26 protein-coding genes are annotated in these 26,469 nt (G+C 70.8%); 23 read left to right on the plus strand and 3 right to left on the minus strand.

Annotation, left to right across the window (positions count from 1 at the left end; translation table 11 throughout):
- Positions 1–50: 50 nt before the first annotated feature.
- The 21 genes from BJY14_RS29080 to BJY14_RS29175 all read left to right on the plus strand — a co-directional run bounded on the left by BJY14_RS29080 (position 51) and on the right by BJY14_RS29175 (position 22,200).
- Positions 51–1,040, plus strand: a complete 990-nt coding sequence (locus tag BJY14_RS29080) for an ABC transporter ATP-binding protein (RefSeq protein WP_179846516.1) — start codon at positions 51–53, stop codon at positions 1,038–1,040.
- 68 nt (positions 1,041–1,108) lie between these two features.
- Positions 1,109–1,897, plus strand: a complete 789-nt coding sequence (locus BJY14_RS29085) for an MlaE family ABC transporter permease (RefSeq protein ID WP_179846517.1) — start codon at positions 1,109–1,111, stop codon at positions 1,895–1,897.
- A gap of 1 nt (position 1,898) precedes the next feature.
- The gene (locus BJY14_RS29090) at positions 1,899–2,735 is read left to right on the plus strand and encodes an MlaE family ABC transporter permease (RefSeq protein ID WP_179846518.1); all 837 of its coding nucleotides are present in this window, start codon (positions 1,899–1,901) and stop codon (positions 2,733–2,735) included.
- 49 nt (positions 2,736–2,784) lie between these two features.
- Positions 2,785–4,062, plus strand: coding sequence for an MCE family protein (locus BJY14_RS29095; RefSeq protein WP_179846519.1), 1,278 nt, complete (start codon positions 2,785–2,787; stop codon positions 4,060–4,062).
- Positions 4,059–5,117 carry an MCE family protein gene (locus BJY14_RS29100; protein ID WP_312879461.1) on the plus strand — a complete coding sequence of 353 codons (1,059 nt, stop codon included), beginning with the start codon at positions 4,059–4,061 and terminating at the stop codon, positions 5,115–5,117. The genes BJY14_RS29095 and BJY14_RS29100 overlap by 4 nt, the downstream gene beginning before the upstream one ends.
- Positions 5,114–6,247 (plus strand): MCE family protein, encoded by a 1,134-nt coding sequence (locus tag BJY14_RS29105; protein ID WP_179846520.1) that lies wholly within the window; start codon positions 5,114–5,116, stop codon positions 6,245–6,247. The genes BJY14_RS29100 and BJY14_RS29105 overlap by 4 nt, the downstream gene beginning before the upstream one ends.
- Position 6,248: 1 nt before the next feature.
- A complete protein-coding gene (locus BJY14_RS29110) occupies positions 6,249–7,487 on the plus strand; it encodes an MCE family protein (RefSeq protein ID WP_179846521.1) in 1,239 nt (412 codons plus the stop codon).
- Positions 7,487–8,776: an MCE family protein gene (locus BJY14_RS29115; RefSeq protein WP_179846522.1), complete on the plus strand. Its 1,290-nt coding sequence runs from the start codon at positions 7,487–7,489 to the stop codon at positions 8,774–8,776. The genes BJY14_RS29110 and BJY14_RS29115 overlap by 1 nt, the downstream gene beginning before the upstream one ends.
- Before the next feature lies 1 nt (position 8,777).
- The gene (locus BJY14_RS29120; RefSeq protein ID WP_179846523.1) at positions 8,778–10,028 is read left to right on the plus strand and encodes an MCE family protein; all 1,251 of its coding nucleotides are present in this window, start codon (positions 8,778–8,780) and stop codon (positions 10,026–10,028) included.
- Entirely contained in the window at positions 10,025–10,582 is a 558-nt protein-coding gene (locus BJY14_RS29125) for a hypothetical protein (protein WP_179846524.1), read from the plus strand. The genes BJY14_RS29120 and BJY14_RS29125 overlap by 4 nt, the downstream gene beginning before the upstream one ends.
- Positions 10,579–11,172, plus strand: a complete 594-nt coding sequence (locus BJY14_RS29130) for a hypothetical protein (RefSeq protein ID WP_179846525.1) — start codon at positions 10,579–10,581, stop codon at positions 11,170–11,172. The genes BJY14_RS29125 and BJY14_RS29130 overlap by 4 nt, the downstream gene beginning before the upstream one ends.
- A gap of 19 nt (positions 11,173–11,191) precedes the next feature.
- Positions 11,192–11,962 carry a hypothetical protein gene (locus BJY14_RS44570; RefSeq protein WP_218905628.1) on the plus strand — a complete coding sequence of 257 codons (771 nt, stop codon included), beginning with the start codon at positions 11,192–11,194 and terminating at the stop codon, positions 11,960–11,962.
- Positions 11,963–11,981: 19 nt separating this feature from the next.
- Entirely contained in the window at positions 11,982–12,533 is a 552-nt protein-coding gene (locus BJY14_RS29140; protein WP_179846526.1) for a hypothetical protein, read from the plus strand.
- A gap of 100 nt (positions 12,534–12,633) precedes the next feature.
- On the plus strand, positions 12,634–13,311 hold the full coding sequence (locus tag BJY14_RS29145) for a hypothetical protein (RefSeq protein WP_179846527.1): 678 nt from the start codon (positions 12,634–12,636) through the stop codon (positions 13,309–13,311).
- A 382-nt stretch (positions 13,312–13,693) separates the two neighbouring features.
- Positions 13,694–14,377: a hypothetical protein gene (locus tag BJY14_RS29150; protein ID WP_179846528.1), complete on the plus strand. Its 684-nt coding sequence runs from the start codon at positions 13,694–13,696 to the stop codon at positions 14,375–14,377.
- Between the two features lie 80 nt (positions 14,378–14,457).
- Entirely contained in the window at positions 14,458–16,569 is a 2,112-nt protein-coding gene (locus BJY14_RS29155) for a DUF6801 domain-containing protein (RefSeq protein ID WP_179846529.1), read from the plus strand.
- Between the two features lie 491 nt (positions 16,570–17,060).
- A complete protein-coding gene (locus BJY14_RS45730; RefSeq protein WP_246396148.1) occupies positions 17,061–17,426 on the plus strand; it encodes a hypothetical protein in 366 nt (121 codons plus the stop codon).
- Positions 17,427–17,442: 16 nt separating this feature from the next.
- Positions 17,443–17,862 carry a hypothetical protein gene (locus tag BJY14_RS45735; RefSeq protein ID WP_246396150.1) on the plus strand — a complete coding sequence of 140 codons (420 nt, stop codon included), beginning with the start codon at positions 17,443–17,445 and terminating at the stop codon, positions 17,860–17,862.
- Between the two features lie 313 nt (positions 17,863–18,175).
- A complete protein-coding gene (locus BJY14_RS29165; RefSeq protein WP_179846530.1) occupies positions 18,176–19,375 on the plus strand; it encodes a PucR family transcriptional regulator in 1,200 nt (399 codons plus the stop codon).
- Positions 19,376–19,626: 251 nt separating this feature from the next.
- Entirely contained in the window at positions 19,627–20,919 is a 1,293-nt protein-coding gene (locus BJY14_RS29170; RefSeq protein WP_179846531.1) for a PucR family transcriptional regulator, read from the plus strand.
- A 105-nt stretch (positions 20,920–21,024) separates the two neighbouring features.
- On the plus strand, positions 21,025–22,200 hold the full coding sequence (locus BJY14_RS29175; protein WP_179846532.1) for a hypothetical protein: 1,176 nt from the start codon (positions 21,025–21,027) through the stop codon (positions 22,198–22,200).
- Between the two features lie 70 nt (positions 22,201–22,270).
- Here BJY14_RS29175 and BJY14_RS29180 read toward each other — a convergent pair whose 3' ends face one another.
- The 3 genes from BJY14_RS29180 to BJY14_RS29190 form a co-directional block, all read right to left on the minus strand.
- The gene (locus BJY14_RS29180; RefSeq protein WP_179846533.1) at positions 22,271–22,942 is read right to left on the minus strand and encodes a TetR/AcrR family transcriptional regulator; all 672 of its coding nucleotides are present in this window, start codon (positions 22,940–22,942) and stop codon (positions 22,271–22,273) included.
- A gap of 36 nt (positions 22,943–22,978) precedes the next feature.
- Positions 22,979–23,752, minus strand: coding sequence for an aggregation-promoting factor C-terminal-like domain-containing protein (locus BJY14_RS29185; protein WP_312879462.1), 774 nt, complete (start codon positions 23,750–23,752; stop codon positions 22,979–22,981).
- A 186-nt stretch (positions 23,753–23,938) separates the two neighbouring features.
- Positions 23,939–24,481 carry a MarR family winged helix-turn-helix transcriptional regulator gene (locus BJY14_RS29190; RefSeq protein ID WP_179849706.1) on the minus strand — a complete coding sequence of 181 codons (543 nt, stop codon included), beginning with the start codon at positions 24,479–24,481 and terminating at the stop codon, positions 23,939–23,941.
- A 322-nt stretch (positions 24,482–24,803) separates the two neighbouring features.
- On the opposite strand from BJY14_RS29190, the gene BJY14_RS29195 reads away from it, so the two are divergent.
- Together BJY14_RS29195 and BJY14_RS29200 are read left to right on the plus strand one after the other, a co-directional pair.
- A complete protein-coding gene (locus BJY14_RS29195) occupies positions 24,804–25,607 on the plus strand; it encodes an MlaE family ABC transporter permease (RefSeq protein ID WP_179846535.1) in 804 nt (267 codons plus the stop codon).
- Positions 25,607–26,461, plus strand: a complete 855-nt coding sequence (locus tag BJY14_RS29200) for an ABC transporter permease (RefSeq protein WP_179846536.1) — start codon at positions 25,607–25,609, stop codon at positions 26,459–26,461. The genes BJY14_RS29195 and BJY14_RS29200 overlap by 1 nt, the downstream gene beginning before the upstream one ends.
- Positions 26,462–26,469: the final 8 nt, after the last annotated feature.

Below are 26,469 nucleotides of genomic sequence, written 5' to 3' on the forward strand. Positions count from 1 at the left end.
GTGCGCCGTAACGTCCTCGAAACCTCCTTCCTAGCGCGAGCGGTGGTGTCGTGGGAATTGAAGTGGTCGTCGAGGGGCTGACGAAAGTCTTCGGCCGTCAGACGATCTGGCGCGATGTCACGCTCACTCTCCCGCCCGGTGAGGTGAGCGTGCTGCTGGGCCCCTCAGGCACCGGCAAGACGGTCTTCCTCAAGTCGCTCGTCGGGTTGCTCAAGCCGGAGGAGGGCCGCGTCCTCATCGGCGGGGTCGACATGGTCAACGACCGCGACCGCGACGTGTTCGAGGCGCGCAAGCGGTTCGGGCTGATGTTCCAGGACGGCGCGCTCTTCGGCTCGCTGCCGCTGTTCGACAACATCGCGTTCCCGCTCCGCGAGCACACCCGCAAGAAGGAGCCCGAGATCCGGCGGATCGTGATGGAGCGGATGGAGATGGTCGGCCTCGCCGGCGAGGAGCGCAAACTGCCCGGCCAGATCTCCGGCGGCATGCGCAAGCGCGCCGGCCTCGCCCGCGCGCTCGTCCTCGACCCGGAGATCATTCTGTGCGACGAGCCCGACTCCGGCCTGGACCCCGTCCGCACGGCGCACATCTCCCAGTTGCTGATCGACGTCAACGCGCGGATCGACGCGACGATGCTGATCGTCACGCACAACATCGACATCGCCGCGACCGTCCCGGACAACATCGGCATGCTGTACCGCCGCGACCTCATCGCGTTCGGCCCCCGCGAGGCGCTGCTGACCAGCGACGAGCCGGCCGTCCTGCAGTTCCTGCACGGCGACACGCGCGGACCGATCGGCATGTCGGAGGAGAAGGACGCCGCGCTGCTCGCCGCCGAGGCCGCCGGCCCCGTGCCCCTCCAGCGCACCCTGGAGATCCCGCCGCAGCTGCGTCCCACGCCCGGGGCGCCGCCCCGGCAGGGCGAGCTGCGGCACGCGCGGCGCCTCGACGAGATGATGCCGCGCCTCTCCCGCCGCGCGCAGGAGGCGATCCACGCCAACCGCAGGCACGCGCCGGAGGGCGGCGTCCCCGATGCGAACTGACCGCCCTCGAACCGACGAGCCGACCGCACCGCGCGGCGACGCGCGCGTGCCCGAGGAAGGAGACGCGCGTGGCGGCACCTGACTCCGCCGTTCCCGGCGCCGGTGCGCTGCGCCAGACCGGGCGGCTCTTCGCGCTCGCCGCGACGGTACTGGCGCTGTCGTTCCGGCGCCCGTTCCAGCTTCGCGAGCTGGTCCAGCAGTTCTGGTTCATCGCGTCGGTGTCGATCCTGCCGACCGCGCTCGTGTCCATCCCGTTCGGCGCGGTCATCTCGCTCCAGGTCGGGTCGCTGGCCAAGCAGCTCGGCGCGCAGTCGCTCACCGGCGGGGCGAGCGTCCTCGCCGTCGTGCAGCAGGCCAGCCCGCTGATCGTGGCGCTGCTGATCTCCGGCGCGGCCGGGTCGGCGATCTGCGCGGACCTCGGGTCCCGGACGATCCGCGAGGAGATGGACGCGATGGAGGTGATGGGCGTCTCGCCCATTCAGCGCCTCGTGGTCCCGCGCGTCCTCGCCTGCATGGCGGTCGCGGTGCTGCTGAACGGCCTGGTCTCCGTCGTCGGGGTCGCGGGCGGCTACTTCTTCAACGTGCTGCTGCAGGACGGGACGCCCGGCGCCTACCTCGCCTCGTTCTCCGCGCTCGCGCAGCTGCCCGACCTGTACATCGGCGAGTTCAAGGCGCTGATCTTCGGATTCATCGCCGGCGTGGTGGCCGCCTACCGCGGCCTGAACCCGAACCCCGGCCCGAAGGGCGTCGGGGACGCGGTCAACCAGTCGGTCGTCATCACGTTCCTGATGCTGTTCTTCGTCAACCTCGTGCTGACCGCCATCTACCTGCAGGTCGTCCCCCCGAAGGGAGCGTGACATGGCGGTCCCCGGGGTTCGCCGCCTCCGCCCGGTGAAGCTGGTCTCCTGGCTGGACCAGCCCGGCGACCAGCTCGGCTTCTACGTCCGGGCGCTGCTGTGGACGCCGCGCGCGCTGCGCCGGTACCTGCGCGAGTCGCTGCGGCTGCTCGGCGAGGTCGCGTTCGGCAGCGGCGCGCTCGCCGTCATCGGCGGCACCGTCGGCGTGATGATCGGCATGACGGTGTTCACGGGAGTCGTCGTCGGCCTGTCCGGCTACGCCGCGCTCGACCAGATCGGGTCGGCGGCGTTCACCGGCTTCGTGTCGGCGTACTTCAACACCCGCGAGATCGCCCCCCTGGTGTCCGGGCTGGCCCTGTCGGCGACGGTCGGCGCCGGGTTCACCGCGCAGCTCGGCGCGATGCGGATCAACGAGGAGATCGACGCGCTGGAGGGCATGGGCATCCAGTCGGTGCCCTACCTGGTCACCACCCGGATCATCGCGGGGACCGTCGCGATCGTCCCGCTGTACGGCATCGGGCTGCTCAGCTCCTATCTGGCCTCCAGACAGGTGACGCTCTGGTTCAACGGGCAGTCGGCCGGCACCTATGACCACTACTTCGACATCTTCCTCGCTCCGGAGGACGTGCTGCTCTCGTTCGCCAAGGTGCTGATCTTCAGCGTGATGGTGGTGCTCGCGCACTGCTACTACGGCTACCGCGCGGTCGGCGGCCCCGCCGGCGTGGGCGTCGCCGTCGGCCGGGCGGTCCGCACCGCGATCGTGCTGATCAGCGTGACGGACTTCTTCGCCAGCCTCGCCATCTGGGGTGCCACGACCACCGTGAAGGTGACGGGCTGACATGGGGCCGAACTGACATGGGGTGGATCTGACATGGGGTGGATCTGACATGGCTCGGCGTACCACCCGGCACGTGGTCGGGCAGCGCCTCACCGGGGTGGTGTTCCTGCTCGTCCCGGCGCTGCTGGTCTGGTTGTCGATCGCGATCTACGACAAGCGGTTCACCGACGCGACGATGGTGACGCTGCGCACCTCGACGGCCGGGCACGAGATGCACGCGATGGCGGACGTGAAGGTCCGCGGCGTCGTCGTCGGCGAGGTCCGGTCCATCACGGCAAACGGGGCCGGCGCGAAGCTGGAGCTGGCGCTGAAACCGGGAATGACCGACCGGATCCCGGCGGACGTCCAGGCGCGGCTGCTGCCGACGACGGTGTTCGGCGCCCGGTTCGTCTCGCTCGTCCCGCCGCCCGGGTCGGCGGGACGGCCGATCGCCGACGGCGACGTGATCTCCGAGGACCGCAGCCGGAACGCGGTGGAGCTGTCGGAGGTCCTCAACCACACGATGGACCTGCTCGACACCGTCCAGCCGGCGAAGCTCTCCGCGACGCTGAACGCCATGGCGCGGGCGCTGGAAGGGCGCGGCGACCAGATCGGCCGCAACTTCGAGCAGCTCGACGCGTTCCTGACCAGGCTGAACCCGGAGGTCCCGGCGCTCGCCCGCAACCTCCAGGAGCTGGCGACGTTCACCCGGCACGCCTCCGACGCGGCGCCCGACCTGCTCCAGGCGCTCACGGACTTCACGGTCACCAGCCGGACGATCGTCGACCAGCGCACCGCCCTCGCGACCCTGTACGACGCGGTGTCGGGATCGTCCACCGACCTCGAGGACTTCCTGCGTGCCAACTCCGGCAACATCATCGCGCTGGCGACCGAGAGCCGGGGGAGCCTGGACCTGATGCGCCGCTACGCCCCGGCCGCGCCCTGCACGTTCCGCGCGCTCGCCGGCTTCATCCCGACGATGAACAAGGTCCTCGGCAAGGGGACGAACGAGCACGGCGTCCACGGTGTGGTCGTGCCGGTCACGAGCAAGGGCCGCTACGTCCCGGGCAAGGACGCCCCCCGCTACGACGGCGGCGGCGGCCCGCGCTGCCCGGGCGTCCCCTACCTCGGGACCGGGGACGGGGTGCGGGTGCTGCCCGCCGGCGGCGCGCCGGGCCAGGGCGGCGCGGCCGGCAGCGGCCTCGGCCCCGCGAACTCGGCGTCGGAGAACGACCTGGTCAACGAGCTCGCCGGGGCGCCGCTGGACGAGGTCCCCGAGGAGCTGCCGGACTGGTCCAGCGTGCTGGTCGGGCCGATCTACCGGGGCACGGAGGTGACGGTGAAGTGAGGCTCACCGGTCAGGGGATCAAGGGCATGGGCTTCCCGCTCGTCAGCTCGCTGATCTTCATCGTGGTCACGGTGCTGGCGACCGCGCTGCTGGCGTCCAGCATCACCGGCGCCACCAGCGGCGACCGCGTCACCTACTACGCCAAGTTCACCGACGTGGCCGGGCTCCATCCGGGGCACGGCGTGCGGATCGCGGGCGTCGAGGTCGGCCAGGTCGAGGAGATCGAGGTCAGCGACCGCCGGCTCGCCCGGGTGAAGATCTCCGTCGACCGGGACCGGCGGATCCCCGCGTCGGCGACCGCCGCCGTCAAGTACCTGAACCTGGTCGGCGGCCGGTACGTCTCCCTCGGTCAGGGCACAGGCTCGCCCGGCCAGGTACTGAGGCCCGGTGGGACGATCCCGGTCGAGCACACCGCCGGGACGCTCAACCTCACCCAGCTGTTCCAGGGGTTCCAGCCGCTCATGCAGGCGCTGTCGCCCGGGGACGCCAACAAGCTCTCGGAGTCGGTCGTCAGGGTGCTCCAGGGCGAGAGCGGCACCGTGGAGAGCCTGCTGCGCACCGTCGGTGAGCTGACGAGCACGCTCGCCGCCAAGGACAAGGTGATCGGCCAGCTCATCGCGAACCTCGACAGCGTCGTCCAGACCATCAACGGGCGGGACCGGCAGCTCGTCGACCTGGTCACCACGCTGCGCCGGTTCACCTCCGGCCTCGCCGCCGACCGCGTCCCGATCGGCGAGGCGCTCGGGTCGGTCGCCGACCTGACCACCGCCACCGCCGGGCTGCTCCAGGTCTCGCGGGACCCGCTGAAGGACGACATCGTCCAGCTCGGCCGGCTCAGCGACAACCTCAACCGCGACGAGCCGCTGCTGACGCGCTTCCTCCAGCGCTCGCCCGGGAAGATGGCGACCTTCGGCCGCCTGGCCTCCTACGGCTCGTGGGTGAACTTCTACCAGTGCGAGGTGAAGTTGATCGGCGTCAGCTACGCGGGCTCCGACCTGTCGGACCAGCCGCCTCCGACCGGCCTGCCGATCAAGGACGCGAGGTGCCGCGGATGACGCCCCCGACCCCGCCCCCCGGCGGCCCGCCCCCCGTCCCCCCGGCGGGCGGGCCGCCCCGGCCGCTGCCGCGCGCCCTGCCGCGCCCGAAGCGGGGCCGGCCGCGGCTGAAGCCGTTGCGCGACCGGAACCCGATCGGGGTGGCGGTCGTCGGCATCGTGATCCTGCTCGTCCTCGGCACGCTCGCCTACCGCGCCGACCGGCTGCCGATCGTCGGCGGCGGGACGACGTACAGCGCGTACTTCTCCGAGGCCGCCGGGCTGGACCCCGGCCAGGAGGTCCGTGTCGCCGGGGTGAAGGTCGGCAAGGTCACCGGCGTCTCGCTCAAGGGGAACAAGGTCGAGGTCACGTTCCGGGTGAAGGACACCTGGGTCGGGAACGCGACCCGCGCCACCATCATGATCAAGACGCTGCTGGGGTCGAAGTACCTCCAGCTGGACCCGCTCGGCTACCGCGGGCAGAACCCGAAGGAGCCGATCCCGCTCGACCGGACCGTGGCCCCCTACGACGTCACGACGGCGTTCCAGGACCTCGGCCGGACGTTCGAGCAGCTCGACACGACCAAGCTCGCGCAGAGCCTGGAGACGATCTCCACGACGTTCGAGGACACCCCGGCCGACGTCCGGGTCGCGCTGCGCGGCCTGTCGGCGCTGTCCACCACGATCGCCTCGCGGGACGCCGAGCTGTCCCGGCTGCTCGCCGGGACCAAGCGGCTGTCCGGCACGATCGCCGCGCAGAACTCCCAGTTCGAGACGCTCTTCAAGGACGGCAACCTGCTGCTCGGCGAGCTGCGCCGGCGGCGCGACGCCATCCACGCGCTGCTCGTCGGCACGCAGCGGCTCGGCGGGGAGCTGGTCGGCCTCGTCGACGACAACCGCCGCACGCTGGGCCCGACGCTCGCGTCCCTGGAGCGGGTCGTCGGCGTCCTCCAACGCAACCAGAAGAACCTGGAGCGCGTCCTGACGACCGCCACGCCCTACATCCGCGTCCTCGGCAACGCGACGGGCAACGGCCGCTGGGTGGACGGCTACCTGTGCGGGACCGTCCCCGACGAGTACCTGAAGAACGGCAGGTGGCAACCGGAGGACCCGGACCGCTGCAAGCCGCCGCACCTGACGGGAGGACGGTGACATGGCGTCCCCCTCGACGCGCCCGGTGAAGCTGCCGAAGCTCGGCTCGCCGATCCGCGACCACCGGACGCGGGTGCTGCAAGCGCTCATCACGGTCTTCGTCCTGCTGGTCGCGATCGCGCTGGTCCCCTTCCTGGCCGGCGGGCCGACGCACCGGATCACCGCGTACTTCGCCACCGCGATCGGCGTCTACCCCGGCTCCGACATCCGCGTCCTCGGCGTGAAGGTCGGCTCGATCGACTCCGTCGAACCGCTCGGCGACAAGGTCAAGGTCGAGATGCGGGTGGACGGCGACGTCGACGTCCCCGCCGGCGCCCGCGCCGTCGTCATCGCGCCGAACCTGGTGTCGGACCGGTACGTCCAGCTCGACCCCGCCTACGACGGCGGCCCGAAGATGGCCGACGGCGCGTCGATCGGTGTGAGCAACACCGCGACCCCACTGGAACTAGACCAGCTCTACGCCGCGGTCCGGAAGATCTCGGGCGACCTCGGCCCGCGGGGGGTGAACGCGCAGGGCGCCCTGTCGGACGTCATCCGGGTCGGCGCCGCCAACCTCGGCGGCAACGGGCAGGCGCTCAACACCATGATCTCGGGCCTCGGCAAGGCGTCGCAGACCCTCGCCGACAACAGCGGCGACCTGTACGCGACCGTCGCCAACCTCAACAGGTTCAGCGAGATGCTCCGCGCCAACGACGGGCAGATCCGCCTCGCCGAGAACCAGCTCGCCGAGGTGAGCGGGTTCCTCGCCGCCGACCGCGACGAACTCGGCGCGGCCCTGCGCGACCTCGCGCGGGCGCTCGCCGAGGTGAAGGGGTTCATCCAGGACAACCGCGCGGCGCTGAAACGGAACGTCGGCAAGCTCACGGACGTCACCCAGGTCCTGGTCGACCAGCGGGCGTCGCTCGCCGAACTCCTCGACACCGCGCCGCTGGTGACGCAGAACGCCCTGAGCGCCTACGACCCGAAGACCCGGACGCTGATGGCGCGCGGCAACCTCCTGGAGATCACCAAGGCGTTCGGCAGCCTGGACCAGCCGGGCGTCGACCCGATCGCCGCCGACCAGCGGCCGGTGTGCGCCGCGGCGGCGTCCGCCACGCGGACGCTCCGCGAGCAGTGCGACCGGCTGAAGAGGGGCGGGCTGGTCGCGGTGGCGCCGGCCCGGGAGACAGGCCTGCCGGCGCTGCCGCTGCCGCCCGCGGGCAAGATCTACGCCGGCACCGGCGGGAAGGCGGACCGCTGATGCGCACGCCCAAGCTCGTCGCGGCCCTCGCCGCCGGTGTCCTCCTGACGGCGGGCTGCTCGGTGCGGCTGGAGGACGTCCCGCTGCCCGGCGGCGCCGACCTCGGCGACCACCCCTACACGGTGAAGGTGCGGTTCGAGGACGTGCTGAACCTGGTCCCGCAGGCCGCCGTCCGTGTCAACGACGTCCCGGTCGGGCGGGTGAAGAAGGTGTCGCTGCCGGCGGGGGCGTGGCAGGCGGAGGTGACACTCGTCGTGAACGGCGACGTGCACCTGCCCGCGAACGCGACCGCCAACCTGGAGCAGTCGAGCCTGCTGGGGGAGAAGTACGTCAGGCTCGCCGCGCCGACGGCGGCGCCGTCCCCGCAGCGGCTCTCCGACGGCGCCGTGATCCCGGCGTCCCGGACGACGCGCAACGCCGACACCGAGGAGGTGTTCGGCGCGCTGTCGCTGCTGCTGTCGGGAGGCGGGCTCCCGCAGATCCGGACCATCAACCGGGAACTGAACCAGGCGCTGGGCGGGCGCGAGGACAAGGTCCGGTCCGCGCTGCGGAACCTCGACACCTTCACCGGCACGCTCAACCGGAACCGGCGGTCGATCGTGAACGCGCTCGACGGGCTGAACCGGCTGTCGTCCACGGTCAGAGCCCGCAACGGGCAGGTCGGGACCGTCCTGGACGACCTGTCGCCCGGCCTGAAGGTGCTGGAGGAGCAGCGCGGGCAGCTCGTCGAGATGCTGCGCCGGCTGGAGAGGCTCTCGGACGTCGCCGTCAAGACGATCAACGCCAGTAAGGAGGACACGGCCGCGAACCTGCGCTCTCTGGCGGTCGTCCTGCGCAAGCTCGCCGACTCCGGCCGCGACCTGCCGAAGTCCCTGGAGATCCTGCTGACCTACCCGTTCACCGACGAGGCGCTCAAGGCGATCAAGGGCGACTACCTCAACGCCTACGTCACCGTCATCGCCGCCGACGGCTTCGAGTGCGTCGTCCCGCCGGTGAAGGAGGAGGGCCCCTTCGACGGCCTCGACGACGAGGAGGGGGCGCGGGCGCGCGCCCTCGCCGCGACGCCCACGGTCCCCGGCCCGCAGCCGGCGCCCTGCCCGGACACGGCGGCGGGCCGCGGCTCCGGAGCCGCCGTGCCCGGCGCCGGGACTCCCACCGCGGGGACTCCGGCCACCGGGGCCCCCGCCACGGGGACACCGCGACCGGTGACGCCGAGCCGGGCACCCGGGAACGAGAGTCCGAGCAGCGAGCCCGCCCTTCCGCTGCCGACGCTCGGGGAGGGGAACTGACATGCTGACCCTGGTCACCCGCATCAAGATCGCCGCGTTCGTCGTGATCGCGATCGTCGTGGTGTCCTACATCGGCGTCAACTACGCCGACGTGGGCCGCTACGTCGGGCTGCGCGGGTACTACACCGTCCGGCTCGATCTGCCCAGCACCGGCGGCCTCTTCGAAGGGTCCGCGGTGTCGTACCGGGGCGTCACGGTCGGCAAGGTCGGCAAGCTCGACCTGACGCGGGACGGCGTCATCGCCGAACTCCGGATCGACGACTCGGCGCCGCACATCCCGCGCGACCTCCAGGCGATCGTCGCGAACCGCTCCGCGGTCGGCGAGCAGTACGTCGACCTGCGGCCCCGCGCCGACGCCGGGCCCTATCTGGCCCAGGGCACCACGATCCCGCGCAGCGTCACCACCACCCCGGCGCCGGTCGACGAGACGCTCAAGAGCGTCAACGACTTCACCGCCTCACTCCCGCTGAACGACACCAAGATCCTCATTGACGAGCTGGGGCTGGCGTTCGCCGGGCAGGGCCCGCACCTCCAGCAGCTCCTCGACACGAGCTCCCGGTTCATCTCGGCGTCCGACGCGGCGTTCCCCGAATCGCGCGCTCTGATCCACAACGGGGAGGCGGTGCTGCGGACGCAGAACGAGATGTCGGGGGCCTTCAAGGCGTTCGCGACCGACTCCAGCCTGCTCGCGCGGCGGCTCCGCGACTCCGACACCGATCTGCGCGAGCTGATCTCGGCCGGCCCCGGCGCGGCGGCCGAGCTGTCCGGCCTGCTCCACGACCTGGACCCGAGCCTCGGCGTGCTGCTGGCGAACCTCCTCACGACCGCCCGCGTGGCCGAGCCGCGCCAGGCCGCCATCGAGGAGATGCTGGCCAATCTCCCGCGGGTCGCGGCGATCGGCCCCAGCATCGTGGACGGGGGCAAGCTCCGGATGGGCCTGGTCACCACGTTCTTCAACCCGCAGCCCTGCACGCGCGGTTACGGCAAGACCAGGTACCGCGACGGCCTCACCCTGTCGCCCGCCCCGTTCAACACCGAGGCGCACTGCGCGGAGAGCCCGAGCAGCGGCATCAACGTGCGCGGCACCGCAAACGCGCCGCGCAAGGGCGTCCCGGCGCCGGCCAAGCCGGGCACGCTGAGCGGCCCTGAGGCGACCGGCCTGCTCGCCTCGCTGGGCCTGGCCGGGCTGGCGCGGCAGCAGGCGCCGCCCGGCGACCTCGCCGCCCTGCTCGGGCTCGGGGGTGTGCGGTGACCTTCGCGGCGACCGTGCTGCGCAAGCCGACCGGGATGATCCGGTGGATCCGTCCGGCCGGCCACGCCCTCACGGCCGCCGCCGCCGTCCTCCTGCTGCTGTCGTTCTGGTCGCTGATCCAGTCCGGACGGGGCGCCGACCACGACCTCGCCACCGCGCGGGACGAGGTGAGCCGGACCGCCGTCCGCGATCTGGCGCTGATCAACAGCATCGACCCCAAGGTGGCGGAGCTGGACATGACGCACTGGCTGGACGTCGCCACCGGCCCGTTCGCCGACGCGCTGAAACGCGACATCCCGGGCGCACGCGCGAGGTTCGCCGGGCAGAAGGCCCCCTCGCACGGACGGGTCACCGCACTCGCCGTCACCGCTCTCGACCGGTCGGCGGGCGAGGCGACCGTCCTCGCCTCCGTCCGGATCTTCACCGAGGCGGTCGGTGACGCCGCCCAGGGCACCGAGCAGCGCAAACGCTACGAGGTCGGGATGCGGAGGGTCGGTGGCGTGTGGAAGATCAGCTCGCTGAAGGCGCCGGCGCCCGGGGGGAACGGCCCGTGAGCATCACCGAGGAGCGCCCCGCGCGCCGCGACCCCGCCCCGCGGAAGAAGAGCGGGACGGCCCGGCGCCCGCTCGTCTCCCGACTCAAGCGGGCTGCCGGGCTCGGGTGGCCGGTGGCCCTCGCGCTGGCGCTGTGCCTGTCCGCCCTCGCCGTCGACGGCTGGGCCGGCAGGCGAAGCGAGCGGTCACCGGCCGCCAACCGCGCACTCGTCGACAAGGCCCGGACCGGTGCGGTCGTCGCCGACGTCTCGGCGAAGGTCGCGCGGATCTTCACCTACTCCTACACCGACCCGGCGGCCACCGAACGCGCCGCGAACGACGTCCTCACCGGCCGCGCCGTCGGCGACTACCGCAAACTGTTCGGCCTCGTGAAGCAGAACGCGCCGGTCATGAAGCTCGCCCTCACCACGAAGGTCGCGAGGGCCGGGCTGATCAGACTCTCCCGTGACGGGACGGCGGTCCTGCTGGTCCTGCTCGACCAGCAGGCCACCCGGGCCGGGAAGCCGACCGGTTCGCCGGTCGCGGCCCAGCTCATCGTCACGGCCCGCGACGAGCACGGCTGGCGCATCAGCGACCTCCGGGCCGCCTGAACGAAGGGTGGAAATTCAGGTGACCAAGACCAGGACGAAGACCGCCGACCCGGCGGCCGACGAGCCCGAGGCCCCGGCCGACGAGGCGTCCGAGCCCGAGACCCCGGCCGGCGAGCCGCTCGAACCGGAACCGTCCGCGGACCAGGCGGCCGGGACCCCGGAGCCTGCGGGGGAGGAGGCCGCCGAGGACCCGGAGCCGTCGCCGCCCGAGAAGGAGACCGGTGAGGCGCCGGCCGCGGGGCCGGCGGCGAAGAACGCGGCCGACGGGTCCCGGCGCCGCCTCTCCAAGGATCCGCTGATCCAGGTCGCGTCGCTCGTGACGCTGATCGCGGCCGGTGCCGCCGCGTGGTTCGGCTGGTCGTACCACGCCGCGTCCGGCGACGACGCGATCGGCTACGCCGCCGAACGCGACCAGGTGCTCGCCGTCGCGGGGCAGGAGATCGTCAACCTCAACACCCTCGACCACCGCCGGATCGACGAGGGCCTCAAGGTATGGCAGGACTCGGCGACCGCACAGCTCTACGACCAGATCGTCCAGGGGCAGGCCCGGCTGAGGACCGAGGTGCAGGAGGCGAAGACGACCAGCACCGCGAAGATCCTCGAATCCGGGCTGACCGAACTCGACTCCCGCGCGGGCAAGGCGGCCGTCATCGCCGCCGTCCGCATCACCATCACCGGTGCCGACGGCAGGCCGGTCGACAACACCCGCCGGTTCGCCGGCCAGCTCACCCGGACCTCGGACGGCTGGAAACTGTCGGCGCTCGGCCAGGCCCCCACCGGTACGCCCTGATCGGGGAGGAGAGAACGACATGGCAGCGATCACTTCGGCCGGACGGTTCGTCCCCGGCACCGCGCGCACCCGGCTGGTCATCCTCCTCGGGGCGCTGACCATAGCGCTCGGCGGAGCGGCCGCCTGGTCGAACGCCCAGGAGCGCGACCTGACGGGCGCGGCATCCGCGCAGAACGACGCCCTGAGCGACAACGGCCGTACCGCCGAGGTCAAGGGCCAGGTGACCACGGCGGTCAACACGGTGTTCTCCTACAACTACGCCGACGTGGCCAAGACGGAGAAGGCGGCGCAGGAACTGCTCACCGGAAAGGCCGTCCAGCAGTACAACCAGCTCTTCGCCCTGGTACGCAAGCAGGCTCCGCAGCAGAAGCAGGTACTCACCACGGCCGTCACCGACTCGGCGGTGAAATCCCTGGCCGGCGACCGCGCCCGCCTCCTCGTCTTCGCCGACCAGCGCAACACTCGCACCGACACGGGCAAGACGAGCTACTCCGCGGCGGTCTTCGCCGTCGACGCCCTGTACGCCGACGGCAAATGGAAGATCTCCGCCATCGACACCCTCGGCGCGTGACAGGAGCAGCATGCTACTGACAGGTGTTCGCCGATTAAAGAATCGGTAGGACTGGGTGATTTGAATGGAGTCAACGGTGTTACTCGGAAAGATCGCCAGAATGGCCCTGACCGTCACCGCGGTCACGGCCACCGCCGCCGCTCTCACCGCGACCCCCGCCTGGGCGGACGGTCACAGGGTCTTCATGCCCGGCGTGCTCTCGCCCTCCACCCAGCCCGTCACTGGAAAGAGCAGCGGTTCCATCGCGCTTGCCACCAGTAGCGGCGGGGTCATGACCTGCGTCGACACGGGCCCTTCGAAGGCCTTGACGACCACCGGGACGGTGAGGGTCGGCACCGTCGTCCCGGACCCCCCGCCCACCGGCTGGGTGACCGGTCAGTTCTTCAGCAACTGCACGATCTCCGGCCTGGCCGCCACGGTGACGCCTCAGCCGTGGTCCCTCTCCCTCCCGGGCCCGACCTTTTCCGGAGTCACGGCCGCTCAGTTGGGCAACGTCAAGTTCACGGTGAACATCCCCGCCATCCCGTGCTCCGCGACGTTCCAGGGCTGGGCCAATTCCGACGGATACATCAACGGTAAGCACACCAACCCGACGAGCGCGGGAGCCGCCAGCACCCTCACGCTGCCGGTGGGGTCCACCAACAATCTCGTCGCGACCGCCGTCTCCGCGACGTGCCCCCCCAACATCGTCAAGGGGGGTGACCTGGTCGCGCTCGGCGTCGTGATCGAACTGAGGGGTGTCAACTCCACCGCGAACGAGGGCCCGACCATCACGTGAGAGCACGCCGCCGGCCGAATGAGTGCGAGCGAGGGGGACGCCGCGATCGGCCGCGAGTCCTGAATCGTCACCGGACCCGAATCCGGTGATAAATCTGGCTTGATCGAAGACTAATCCGATGACAAATCTCGCAAGGACCGCCGGCGTGCTTTAAGGGGAAGTCGAACAGTCTCTTGAGAAGTTCACTACTGGCGGGTATATTTCGATTTTAGTACGGCAGGACTGGGTGGTCTTGTGGTGAAGTCGACGGAGTTCGGCTTTCGGGGTTCTGCTCTCGTCAACCTGGAGGAGTTCGACCTGTAGAACGCGGTCAGTGTCCCTACGAGAAGAAGAAACCACCCCCGTGAAGGGAAAACGAACTGACATGCGAAAGATCACGAGAATGGCCCTGACCGTCACCGCGGTCTCGGCCACCGCCGCCGCGCTCACCACGACCCCCGCCTGGGCGGCCGGTATCAACGTCACCATGCCCGGCGTGCCCACGCCCTCCACCCAGGCCGTCACCGGAGAGAACAGCGGTTCCGTCGCGGCCGCCAGTAGCAGCGGCGGGGTCCTGACCTGCGTCGACACGGGCGCTGCGAAGGCCCTGACGGCCACCGGATCGGTGAAGGTCGGCACCGGAGTCCTGGACCCCATCGGCTCGGTGACCGGTCTGACGTTCAGCAACTGCACGGTCTCCAGCCAGATCGCCACGGTGACGCCCCAGAACCTGCCGTGGTCCCTCTCCACCACGGGCGTGACCGCTTCGGGAGTCACCCCCGGCCGGCTGAGCGGCGTCAGGATCGTGGTGAACATCCCCAGCATCCCGTGCTCCGCGACGTTCCAGGGCTCGACCAGCACCAACGGATTCATCAACGGCACGCACACCAACCCGACGAGCGCCGGAGCCGCCAGCACCCTCTCGCTGCCGTTCGGGTCCACCAACAACCTCGTCGCGACCAGCGTCTCCGCGACGTGCCCCACCAACATCGTCAAGAACGGTGACACGGCCACGCTCGCCGGCGTGATCAAGCTGAGGGGCGTCAACTCCACCGCCAAGGAGGGCCCGACCGTCGTCCGCACGTGACGTGAGAGCACGCCTCTGACCGAAGCCGCACCCGGGCGCTCGCCGCCCGGGTGCGGTTCCCCGTCGATCAAGGATGTGAAATGCATCGGATGTTCCGAGGCGCCGCCCGGCTCGCCGCGGTCGCGGGCCTTGCCGTGAGCGGCGGCGCATTGGTGGCGGTCCCGCCGGCGATCGCGGGCATCGGCTTCGACACGGGGCTCGTCTGCTCCGGCAAGTCCGGAACGCACGATGTGGCACTGCGGATCGAAACGACCGTCCCGTCGGCCGGGGCCGTCGGCCAGCCGGTCCAGCTGGGCACCATCAAGATCGACGTCGGTCTCCCGCCCGAGTTGGTGAAAGAGGTCTCGGCGGCTTCCCCCGCCTGGGCGTCGACACCACCGGCGACGAGCGCCTCCCCCTCGTCCACGCCTTCCCCCGCGCTCGGAGGCGTCGCGGAGATCCAGGTCGCGCTCCACGGGCCAGGGGGCGACCGGCGCGCCGGGTGGCCGGCCTTCGCTCTGGCGGCCACGCCGTCACGGGGTGAGGGGGCCGTGCACCTGACCGGCAGCGGGGTGGCGCCGCCGGTGGTCCCCGAAGCGCCGGGCGAGCTCTCATGGTCCGCCGGGGCGGTCGACTTGTCGCTGGTGCCGGGTGACGCGGCGACGGGGAAGGAGGCGCCCGAACTGGCGCTGCATTGCGCGGCGGAGAAGGCTCCGGTGCTCGGAAGCCTGCGGGTGCGGCGCGCGAACGAGCCGGTGATCCCCGGCGCGTCGAGCGCGGCCCCCCGTCAGCCCACCGCCTTCCCGGAGGGATTGTGCAAGCTGATCCCTGCGCGGGGGCAGGATCCGCGGTACGCCATCAGCGACGATCCCGAACTAGCGAAGATCTTCGAATCCCCGACAAATCCGGACGGCCTGAACGCCGACACCGGTGATGGACTGATGTACTGCGTCAAGGCGACGGGGTTCTTCAACATCAAGAAAGTTGGAAACGCCGCTCCCGTTGCTTTCGAGAACAATGTTCGGGCACTGACCGAAAGCTATATGGGGAACATATTCTTCGGACCGAACTGGACGGATTTTCGCGGATACTTCATCAACCGAACCTATCCGACCCCCGCCACGATGCTGGGTTTCGGCTTCATGCCGACACGCGCGGTGGCAGAAGCTGTTCAGGTCGGCTCCCCGCGGGGCGGCGGGACCGGTCCGATCACCGGCAACATGCGGATTCTCCAGCAGCTTTCGACTGAACTTGATATCTCGGGTCCGACTGTCGACAGGCAACAGCTCAAAGCCAGTGCATACGTGCGCATCAAAGCGGGTAAGGCCGAGGTCAACGGAGTTCCCCTCGATCTCGGCACCAAATGCATGACCAGCCCCACCTCGCTTTCCGCGACTGGATTCATGGGGACGCTGAGAACAGGGACGACTCAGTACGAGAGCGGGCAGCCGCTTATCGCCCAGAACGTCACGATCCCTTCCTTCTCCGGCTGCGGAGTGACCGAAGATCTCAGCCCGATCCTTACCGCGAGTGTCTCCGGAGCGGGAAACTATGCGAATCTCGAATCGGGACTCTGGTGCGAGGTCACCACTGGCAACCGTTGCGTGGACGGCGCCGGGGCGTTTCCTCAGACCTTCACCGTGGCGCCGGGCGGGGTCGTCACCGCGGTCGCGAAGCCGTTCACCCTGGGATACGCCGGGGACAACGCGGAGTTCAGGTGCGAGTCGGCGACCATGCGGCTCGATCTCGAACGGGGACGGTGGCAGTCGCGCTTCAGGCTGGGCAAGGGCGACATGTCCCTCCACGGCTGCGAGGTGGAGGCGTCGGACGGCACCGTCCACCCGGTGAGGGGCGAGGTCACGCAGGACGGCTCGTTGTGGCTGAACATGACCATCGATGCGGCGACCGGGCGACCGGCGATGAGGATCAACGGCGTCGTGCTCGACGCGACCGTGGACGTCGGCGGAGGGGGGCGGTGCACGCTGCGGATATCCCACAACCTGGGGGGAATCTTCCTCCCGGGGCAGCGTGAGGTTCCCGGGCTTCTCGAAGGCTCCTATGACAACGGGACCTTCTCCATGAACTCGCACACGTTGAAGCCGTCGGGGAAGTCGACGTGCGAGATCCCGGGGTTCACGGACTTCCTCAGCGTCTTCAATTCATACAAGGGCGATTTCGTCTTCCATCCGACTCAGCGGATCACCTCGCCCTGACCGGACCTTCCCCTCGCCATGGGCCTCTCGTTCCGGCGCGATCTGATGTCGTTCCGGAAGCCTCCGGGGCCCTCCAGGACTGGTCGCATCGTTGCCCGCACCACCCCGGGCGACGGCAGGGCCAGGCCGGCTCGCTGCAGGCCGTCGCCGGCCTGCGGCGAGTACGGTGGCTCCTCTCGCTCCCCGCCATATGAAGCAGGCGGGCGAAGGGTCCGGGCGGAGGGGCCGGCGCTCCCAGTGATATGCGGTCGATGACAATACCGGCTACTCCCGGGCCGCCGTCATTGATATTCGCTTACAAGGCGAGAAAATCTCCATGCTCGTGCGTTGTGGTGTATTGAAACGGCATTGTTTCAGTATTATTCTCCGATTGGGAATCGAGGATCTGTCTCGTTGGGGATCCGCTTCACGGTTCCGCGTCGGCTGGGATCACACTGTGGCTGTCCGGCGCTCTGTGTCCGTTTCTCCCAGCAAGAAGAAAGGACGAACTGGTGAAGTCCATTCGTTTCCGGAGAAGCAGTTCCCGGCTGGCGCTTCCCGCCGTGCTCGGTGCTGCGCTGCTCAGCCTCGGCCTGGCCTCCCCCGCTTCGGCGGCCAACCCGGACCCGATTCCGTCGAGCTTCAGCTTCTCCGACTGCCCGCCCCTCCCGGACGGTGCGTCGCCGGACTACTCGCAGTGCTGGGTGGGTGTCGTCACCAGCGGCACGTTCAAGGTCGGCAGCTTCGACCAGAAGATCGAGGAGCCGATCAGGATCACCTGGGCGAACACCTTCAACCCCAGCACCTTCGAGACCAAGACGGTCTTCGGCGCGATCAACGCCCCGAAGATGCTCGTCCAGCCCGGGCCTGTTCGGTGACCCGCTCCTGTCGGCCGTGTACGCCAAGGTCGAGTACGCCGGCGTCTTCGAGATGCCGGTCAGCAGCAGCTTCGAGATCAACATCGGGCTGAAGGTCCGGCTCATCAACCCGTTCCTCGGAAGCAACTGCACGGTCGGCACCAACAGCAACCCGATCAGGGTGGCCCTCACCACCGGGACCACCAGCCCTCCGGCCCCCAACACGCCCATCACCGGCGAGGGTCTCTCGATCGCGCGGCCGGACTCGACGCCGCCGGTGCTGCAGGCCAAGCACGTCGGCAACTCGTTCGCGGTGCCCGGCGCCAAGGGCTGCCTGTTCGGCGGCGGCGTCGCCGACTGGCTGGTCAACCAGGTGGGTGGATTCCCCTCGGCGGCCGGCAAGAACACGATGATCCAGAACGAGTACCTCGTGTCGAAGAACTACAGCCAGCTCTGAGGCCGAGCCCGTTCGACCGGTACCGTGCCCGCGGCGATCCCGCGGGCACGGTACCGCCGTGATGTCGTCCCGTCCTTGAAGCACTCCGATCCGAGCGAGATGTATTCGTCTTCGGGGTTTTGATGCGGCGACGCCGGGGCGCGGTGCTTCTCCGGATTGTCTCCGACTGATCATTCGATCCGGCCATTTTTGTTCGCCGGTGAGTTTCGCGGCCATTCAGGTGCGAGATCTCCTCCGTAATGATGTGCGGCGGCCGTGGTGTGAGTTACATTCTGTCGAGGCTTTTCTTGAGAACGGTGCGCGGGAGGAATGAATGACGAGGGCCCTCGTTGGGGGAGGGAAGCGTCCCGGAGCTCTCCCGCCACAGGTCATCGCCATTCTGAGTGCCGAGCTGCCCTCGCTGGCCGAGGAGATCCTCGAGGAGGTCCAGCGGTCGGTGCCCGAGTACGCGCGGCAGGAGGGGAGGCCCGAACCGGCCGCGTACCGGATCACCGTCGAGCAGGCCATGGCGGCCTTCGTCGACCAGGTCTCCGGCGGCGTCGACGGCTACGAGCGGCGCGACGAGCTGTGCCGGGAACTCGGTCGCGGCGAGGCCTACCAGGGGCGCACGCTGGACGCCCTGCAGGCGGCCTACCGGGTCGGGGTGCAGGTCGCGTGGCGGCGGGTGGCGGCCGTGGCGCGGACGCGGCGGCTGCCCGCGGAGGTGACGACGCGGCTGGCCGAGGCGCTGTTCGCCTACATCGACGAGCTGGCCTCCCTGTCGGTCGAGGGCTACCTGGAGGTCCGGTCGTCGGCCGACGAGCTGCCCGGCGACCACCGGCGGCTGCTGCGCATGGTGCTCGGGCCCGGCGCGGCGAGCGGTGCGCTCGCCGAGGCCGCCGAGGCCGCCGGCTGGGCGGTGCCGCGCACGGTGACGATGGTCGCGATGCCGGCGCGCGCGCGGTGCGTCCGGGAGGCGATGGACCGCGACGTGCTCGTCAACCTCGCGGACACCGAGCCCCACCTGCTCATCCCCGGCGGATACGGCGCGGAGCGCGCGGCGATGCTGAGCCGCGCCCTGCCCGAGCGCCGCCACGCGGTGGGGCTGACCGTCCCGCTGGGGGAGGCGGCCGACTCGCTGCGCTGGGCGCGCCGGGCGCTGGCGCTCGTGGAGGCGGGCTGTCTGGAGGACGGCGGCCCCACGCTGTGCGAGCGGCACCTGCTGGAGCTGTGGCTGCTCTCGGACGGACCGCTGCTCGAGCAGCTCGCCCGCCGGGAACTGGGCGCGCTGGCGGAAATGCCGCGGACCCGGCGTAAGCGCGTGACCGAAACCCTGTGCGCGTGGCTGGACGCGCAAGGGAACGCGGTGGAGGCGGCGCAGCGGCTCCGGCTGCACCCGCAGACCGTCCGGTACCGGATGCGGCAGATCAGCACGGAATTCGACCGGCAGCTCGCCGACCCGGCGGCGCGTTTCGTGCTGGACGCGGTGCTGCGCGCGTACCGGTTGCGGGAGCGCGACCCCGCGCTGAAATGAACCCGCCCCTATTGGGCGCTGAAAGTGACGACAGGGCCACAGCCTGCCGAATTTGCCTTCCCTTTACCTTCCCGGATTTCGTATGATCTAAGTTCAACGTGTTTCAGCTCACGGAATGCGGAGGGTGCGCAGGGTCCCCGCTCGGCGTGCCCTCGGTCTTGACGCCATATGGCCGATCATCCGTACGAACGGGTGCCCCGCCCGGAATTCCCCTCGTTCGCGATGGCGGTGTCTGGAGGTGTGCCGACCCCATGGCACAGCGGACGTTGACGCGGGAGGCGGCGAGTCGCCCGAGCCGGCTGCCGCGCCGGCTCGCCCTGCTGATGCGGCCGGAACTGCCCAGCCTGGCTGGGGAGATCATCGACGAGGTGCGCCGGTCGATCCCCGAGTACGGGCGGCCCCTCAAGGGCCCCTACGTCGAGGCACTGCGCATCGGGGTCGACCGTGCCCTGACGGACTTCGTCGACCGGATCGCCAACCCGCTGGAACCGAGCGCGCGCCACCGGGAGACCTACCGCAGGCTCGGCCGCTTCGAGGCCCAGGAGGGCCGGACGCTCGACACCCTCCAGGCCGCGCTGCGCATCGGCGTCCAGGTCGCGTGGCGGCGCATCATGAAGGTCGGGCCGCGCCGGCGACTGTCGCCCGAGGTGATGGCCCAGCTCGCCGACGCGCTCTTCGCCTACATCGACGAACTGGCCGCGCTCGCGCTGGAGGGTTACCTGGACGCCCGCCCGGACGGCGAGGCCGAGGCGCACCGCCGCCGCCTGCTGGAGCTCCTGCTCCGCCGCGACGTGTCGTCCCGCGTCCTGGCCGAGGCCGCCGAACGGGCGGGATGGCCGCTGCCGGACGAGGCGACCGCCGTCGTGGCCCCTCCCGGCGCCCGGTACGTCCGGACCGTCCTGGACGAGGACGTGCTCGCCGACCTCAGCGCCACCCAGCCGTTCCTGGTCGTTCCCGGAAGGCCGACCCCGGAGCGCCGGCGATCCCTGCTCCGCGTCCTGCCCGACGGGCAGCTCGTCATGGGCCTCACCGTGCCGATCGCGGGCGTCGCCGACTCGCTGCGCTGGGCGCGGTGCGCCCTCGGCCTGGTGGAGACCGGTGTGATCGAGGACGCCCCGGTGACCGACTGCGAGGAGCACCTCATCACCCTCTGGCTGCTCTCCGACCAGGCCCTCATCGACCAGCTCGCGCACCGCCACCTCGGTGAGATGGGCGGCTTCAGTCAACGGCAGCGCGACCGCCTGCTGGAGACCCTGTACGCCTGGCTGGTGACCCGCGGCACCGCCAACGACATCGCCAGGGAGCTCGGCATCCACCCACAGACCGTCCGCTACCGGATGCGGCAGGTCGAAGGAGTCCTGGGCGACCGGCTGACCGACCGCGAGGCGCGCTTCGCGATCGAGGCCGTGCTGCGTGCGACGCGGTTGCGCGAACGCGCCGCCCCGCCGCCCGGCACGGGTGTCGCATGGAATGGCGCCGTCGCGCGGGAACGAGCACCGATTGATAATCGCCCAATATCCGATCGGCGCGATATGAGCACCTGAAGCGAACCTTGACCTGCGGGGTTGATTCCCCGAATCGCTGCATGCTTCCATCCAATCCAGCGCAATTCGGTGGAGTAGTCGCAATGCGGTGGAGGTGCGTTCGGGGTGCGTTCACGATCGGCTTCGCTCCTGGCCGGATTCGGAGCGGTGACGCTCATCGGCATGGCGGGCGTCCATCCGGTACTCGCGGACGAGCCGGCCCCCACGCCGACCACCACCGTCACCGAAACGCCGACGGATCCGCCGACGGATCCGCCGACCGATCCGCCCACCGATCCACCGACCGATCCGCCCACCGATCCGCCCACCGATCCACCGACCGATCCGCCCACCGATCCGCCCACCGACCCGCCGACGGACCCGCCCACCGATCCGCCGACCGACCCGCCGACGAATCCGCCGACCGATCCCCCCACGAAGCCGCCCACTCATCCGCCGACGAGTCCGCCGACCGGCCCGGGCAAGCCCAGGACGCCGGTACTGTCCCTGGGGCTGACGGTGTCGGCGGCGACGATGCGGCCCGGCGGCTCGGTAACCGCGACCGTGCGGGTGGCGTCGGCGAACGCCACCGCGAACGGGATCGTCCTGCGGATGTCGGCCTCGGGTGCCACGGTCGGTCCCCGGACGCAGTCCCTCGGCAGTGCCGGATCCGGCGGCGCCTCCGCGATCGCGACCGTGCGGGCCCCGTCCGGTGCGGAGCCCGGCGTGATCACCCTGCGTGCGGCGGTCTCGGCGGCCAATGCCAGGAGCGTGTTCCGCAGCTACAAGCTGATCATCACATCCGCGTCCGGGGCGCTGCCGCCGGGGCTCGGCCCGACGACGCCCGGCGTCCCGCCGCTGACCCCGCCCGACTTCGACCCGCTGGCCGGCATGACCGGGCCGCAGGTGGCGCTGCCGCCGATCGTGCCCGCCGAGTCCCCGCAGATCGCGCCGGACTCCGGGCCCCTCGTCCCGGTGTCGAATCTGCGCGAGCTTCCCCCCGAGCCGTTCACCGTCGAGGAGCTGACCGCGCTCCAGGCGGGGTTCCTCGCCGCCCTGGGGGCCGGGGTGGTGCTCCTGCTGCTCCGGATGCGGCTGATCCGGCGCTCCGGCGGCCGCGTCCCGCTCGCCGCGCGCCGCCGCCTGCGCGCCGCCGGCTCGCGAGTCGCCGACAAGCGCCCCACCGCGGCCCGGCTCCGCACGCTCCCGCCGCAGCCCGCCCGTGCCCGGCATCCGCGCCCGCTCCAGCCGGTCCCCCCGATCCGGCTCTCCGTCCGCCGGGTCCACACCGCCCGCCCCTGACCGCCGCGTCCGCCGGGACACGGCTTCCGGAGTCCGCCATGGCGCCGGCGGAGGCCCCGCGCCCAGGAGGTCAGCGGGCCAGCCGGATCAGGATGCGGCACACCTCGTCGATGATCTCGGCGGCCTCCGCCTCGTTCTCGGCGGTGGCGATCTCCCGTCCGGCCTCGCCGATCACCGTGGTGAGCACGAGGCTCAGCACCTGCTCGGGACGCCCGGCGGGCGCGTCGCCGGACGGGCCGCGCAGCAGCTTGGTGTTCTGCGCGATCCAGTGCTGGGCGCGGCTGCGGCGCATCAGCGACGACCCGGACGGGCCCTCCCCGGCGAGGAACAGCCGGGCCGCCTCGCGCCGCTCCCAGCACACCCGCAGGTAGGCGCGGGCGCCCGCGATGAACAGCGCGATCGGGTCGGACTCGCCGTCCTTGCGGGCGGCCGACACCGCCTGCGCGGCGCTCGCCTCCTGCTCGGCGGTGAGGTCCTCCCACAGCGCCACGTACAGCCCGGCCTTGCCGCCGTAGTGGTGATAGAGGCTGCCGACGCTGATGCCGGACCGCTCCACGATCTCGGCGATGCCCGCGTCGGCGTAGCCCCGGTCGGCGAAGACCCGCAGCGCCGCGGTCAGCAGCGCCTGGCGGGTCGCGTCGGCGCGTGCCCACTGGCGGCCTCCGCCGCCCTCGCCGCCGGCGCCCTCACCCGTGCCGTTCGCCCGCTCGTCGCCGGCGCGGCGTGCCCTGCTCGTCCGCATCCCCCCATGGTGCCAGGCCGGGCCGCCCCGCCGGGCTCAGTACCAGTTGTGCGCCTGCCACCAGGACCAGGCGCCGCACGGGTCCTTGTAGCGCGCCTTGATGTAGCCGAGGCCCCACGCGATCTGGGTGGGGGAGCTGGTGCGCCAGTCGGGGCCCGAGCTGGCCAGCTTGGAGCCGGGCAGCGCCTGCGGGATGCCGTAGGCGCCGCTGGACGGGTTCTCGGCCCGCTCGTTCCAGCCGCTCTCGTGGTTCCACAGCGTCAGCAGGGACGGCCAGCAGCGGCCCCATCCCTTGAGCTCGTTCATCTTCTTGCCGTACGCCTTGTTCTGGCCGGCGCTCGGGTTCGACTTGGCGAGCCGCTCGCGCTCCTGCTGGGCCTTGAGCTTCTTGCGCGCCGCCGCGTCCCGCTTGGCCTTCTCCTTGAGGCGCTTGAGCTCCCGCTGGTGCTCCTTGTAGGCGCGCTCCTTGGCGACGGCGACCGCGTCGGCCGCGACCTTGTCCATGTCGGACGCCGAGGTCAGCTTCGCGAGCATGTCGTTGGTGGACAGTCCCGCGCTCGCGGCCTTGGGCGGCTTGCTGGCGTCGTCGACGAAGCTGCCGAGGTCGACCACCGTCAGCGCGCCGCCGACCACGCCGATCGCCGCGATCGTGATGGTGACGTTGCTCGTGAGGACCCGCCGCACGCGCCGCCCGCCACCGCGCGCCTTCGGCTCCTCGTACGCGGCGGGGGAGTCGTCAGGCCCCGGCGGTTCCGGACCGTAGGGTCCTCCCGGGCCGTGGCCGTCGGACGACTCGCGGGGCTCCGGCACGCGCGTGGCGCGCCTCGTGCCGGCCCTCCTGGAGCCGCGACGACCCCCGGCGCCCCCCGTAGCGCCTCCGGCTTCCTCGGCGGGACGTCTGCGTGTGCCGTGACTCTGTGGCATAGGAGAAGACTGCCTTATCGCCCGGGTGTGGTGCTCTCGAAGAGCAAGTACGCAGGCCGGACGATACCCGGTTCACCCGGCCCGTCGTCCACGGCCGCGTCCCCCGCCGGGGTTCAGCAGTTCCACGTCGCCCGCGGCCAGGCGCGCGGGCTGCAGCGCCTCGAACAGCTCGCGGTGCATCCCGTCGAACGCCGCGAGCGCGCCGCCGGGCGCTTCCAGCGCCAGGCTCACCTCGTTGGCCCGCTGGCGCCCCGTCGCGGTGATCTCGACGAGCGTGGCGCGCCGGTCGCGGGGATGCGGGGTCCGGCCGACGAGCCCGGCCGCCTCCAGCTGGTCCACGGTGAGCTTCACCGTCGTGGGGTGCATCATCAGGATCCGGCCGAGCGTGCTCAGCCGGGCCCGCCCGTGGACGGTGAGGGCGAGCGTGGTCAGCAGGAACCAGCCGGTCTGGCTGAGATCCAGCCGCTTCAGCTCCACGTCCAGGGCCTTCTTGAGCAGCTGGTTGAGCCGCCCGACCGAACAGATCGCCAGGAACGGCCACGGATCGCCGAGCAGGCCCTGGCCCTCCCAGCGGTCGCGCACGCCCATGACCAGCGGGTCCACGCCGTCGTCCATCTCGTCTTCTACGCCTCGTCGCGCCTCGGTCTGCACCGGCTGATCGTAGCTTCGGACAAAACCAGATGTAAGTACTCGCTTCTTAGACCTTCTTCCAATAGAGTGCCTCAAATCACAGGCGGAGCCCGTGTGCTCTGGAGGGTGCGCGGAGTCGCCTGTGGTACCGGTCTCGGCCGAGACCGCTGTGGCGCGCGAACGAGCATGACGAGGGCGCCTCCGCGGTACCGGCAGGATCCGGTGTTTCGGATGGGCGCCGACGTCCGAGCACGAAGGAGGCTGGAGTGACCCTTCTCAACCCCGCCCCGGGGGAGGGCACCGGCTGATGGCCCTGAGCCTGAACAAGGCCCCGGACCTGGCACGCAGACGCGTCGGGAGAGCACTCGACGAGACAGGACTGCTGTGCGTGACCCTTCTCGAAGGGCTGCGCCGCACCTGGGACCTGCGCCAGTGGTGGGGCGAATTCGTCGAGCAGTGCTGGTTCCTCGCACGCGTCACGAGCGTGCCGGTCATGCTCATCGCCGTGCCGCTCGGCGCGACCATCTCGCTCCAGGTGGGCGACATCGCCCGGCAGCTCGGCGCGCAGTCGGGCACCGGGGCGCTGCTCACCGCGGCGATGATCCAGCAGGTGGCGCCGCTGGCCGCGGCGCTGCTGGTCTCCGGCGTGGGCGGGTCGGCCATCACCTCCGACATGGGGGCCCGCAACATCCGCGACGAACTCGCGGCGATGGAGGTCATGGGCATCAACCCGATCCACCGCCTGGTCACCCCCAGGCTGTGGGCGGCGAGCACGGTGTCCGGACTGCTCTGCTCGGTGGTGATCCTCGCGGGCGTCATCGGCGGGTACTACTTCAACGTCATCCAGCAGGGCGTCAGCCCCGGCGCGTTCTTCGACGGCGCCACCACCCTGCTGCAGTTCTCGGACCTGATGATCACGCTGTTCAAGGCGTGGGTGTTCGGATTCATCGCCGCCGCAGTCGCCTGCTACATGGGCATGAACTGCGACTACGGCCCCGTCGGCGTCGGCCGCGCGGTGAACCGGGCCGTGGTCGTCACCTCGATCGTGGTGTTCGCGACGAACTACATCCTCACCATGATCTACCAGGTCCTCTTCCCCCCGAGGTTCTGATGGTCGCCATATCCCCCGTCCGCAAGCTGGGCCGCGCCGTCCGGGGCCGCACCGCGGGCCTGGCCGCGTCGGCCGACCTGCCGGTGTTCCTCGGCCGCGTCCTGTACCACCTGCTGTTCGACATCATCATCCGGCGCAAGTACGGCAAGACCCTCGCCAAGCAGGTCAGCGACATCACCGTCGGCGTGGGCGCGCTGGTCATCGGCGGCGGCATGATCTTCGTGATCGCGACGATGTCGCTCGCGACCGGCGCCATGGTCGGCCTGCAGGGCTACCCCGGGCTGGAGCGCATCGGCGCCGAGGCGTTCACCGGACTGGTCGCGAGCTACTCCAACGTCCGCGAGGTCACCCCGATCATCGCGGGCGTCGCGCTGGTCGCGCAGGTCGGCACCGGGTTCACCGCCGAGATCGGCGCGATGCGGATCTCCGAGGAGATCGACGCGCTGGAGGTCATGGGCATCAACTCGCTGGCCTACCTGGTGTGCACCCGGGTCGCCGCCGGCGTCATCGCCCTGGTGCCGCTGTACCTGGTCTCGCTGTTCATGGCGTTCTTCGCCACGAGGTTCATCACGATCCAGTACTTCGGCCTCTCGCCCGGCATCTACGACTACTACTTCCACCTCTACCTGCCGCCGATCGACGTGTTCTACAGCGTCATCAAGGTCGCGGTGTTCGCCTTCATCATCATGTTCATCCACTGCTACCGCGGCTACTACGCGGCGGGCGGCCCGGTCGGCGTCGGCGTCGCCGCCGGCCGCGCCATCCGGGAGTCGACCATCCTGATGATCCTCATGAACCTGGTCCTGTCGTACATCTTCTGGGGCCACGGCAGCACGGTGAGGCTGACCGGATGAGCGACGAG

The organism is Actinomadura luteofluorescens, from assembly GCF_013409365.1.
GTDB lineage: Bacteria > Actinomycetota > Actinomycetes > Streptosporangiales > Streptosporangiaceae > Spirillospora > Spirillospora luteofluorescens.